1 protein-coding gene is annotated in these 1,011 nt (G+C 67.8%); it reads right to left on the bottom strand.

What is annotated here, in order from left to right; genetic code table 11:
- Nucleotides 1-70 precede the first annotated feature (70 nt).
- Nucleotides 71-1,011: GTP cyclohydrolase II (ribA, locus tag ACIRS4_RS39435; protein ID WP_404205279.1), on the bottom strand; the 941-nt coding region annotated here is incomplete at its 5' end.

The following is a 1,011-nucleotide window of genomic DNA, read 5'->3' as shown; positions in this document are numbered from 1 at the left end:
GTCCTTGGCATCGGCGAGCTCGAAAGCCGGTACGCCGGTACCGCTCATCGTTGTTCCGCCCTCTCGGTTGTCAGTTCGCAGTCTCGCCCAGGTCCAGGTCTTCCAGGCCGACCAGGTCGTGGCCCATCCGATCCCGCTTGGTGCGCAGGTACCGCAGATTGTGCTTGTTGGCGCGCACCGGCATGGCCACGCGCTCACTGATGCTCAGACCGTAGCCCTCGATCCCGGCGCGCTTGTCCGGGTTGTTGGTGAGCAGCCGCATCGAATTGATGCCCAGGTCGACCAGGATCTGCGCGCCGATGCCGTAGTCGCGGGCGTCGGCCGGCAGGCCCAGGTTGAGGTTGGCGTCGACGGTGTCATCACCGCTGTCCTGCAGCTGGTAGGCCTGCAGCTTGTGCAGCAGGCCGATGCCGCGGCCCTCGTGGCCGCGCATGTAGAGCAGCACGCCGCGGCCCTGCTCGGCGATCAGCTCCATGGCGGCGTCGAGCTGCGGGCCGCAGTCGCAGCGCAGCGAGCCGAAGGCGTCGCCGGTGAGGCATTCGGAGTGCACGCGCACCAGCACGTCACGGCCGTCGCCGATCTCGCCCATCACCAGGGCGACATGCTCGGCGTCGTCGTATTCGCTCTCGTAGCCGATGGCCAGGAAGTCGCCGAACTCGGTGGGCAGCTTGGCCTCGGCGACCTGCTTGACGTGCTTCTCGTTGCGGCGGCGCCAGGAGATCATGTCGGCGATGGAGATCAGCGCCAGATCGTGTTCGTCGGCGAAGACGCGCAGCTCGTCGGTGCGCGCCATATCACCTTCGTTCTTCTGGCTCACGATCTCGCAGATGACTCCGGCGGGGCTGAGTCCGGCCATCCGGGCCAGATCCACGGCGGCCTCGGTGTGGCCGGGACGGCGCAGCACACCACCGTCCTTGGCGCGCAACGGAACCACATGCCCCGGACGAGTCAGATCATCGGATTTGGCGGTGGGGTCGGCCAGCACGCGCATGGTGGTGGCGCGGTCGGCTG

Source organism: Streptomyces sp. NPDC101166 (assembly GCF_044768125.1).
In the GTDB taxonomy this organism is placed as follows: Bacteria; Actinomycetota; Actinomycetes; order Streptomycetales; family Streptomycetaceae; genus Streptomyces.
Note: the sequence above shows the minus strand (reverse complement) of the source record. Positions and strands in the feature narration are given on the sequence as shown.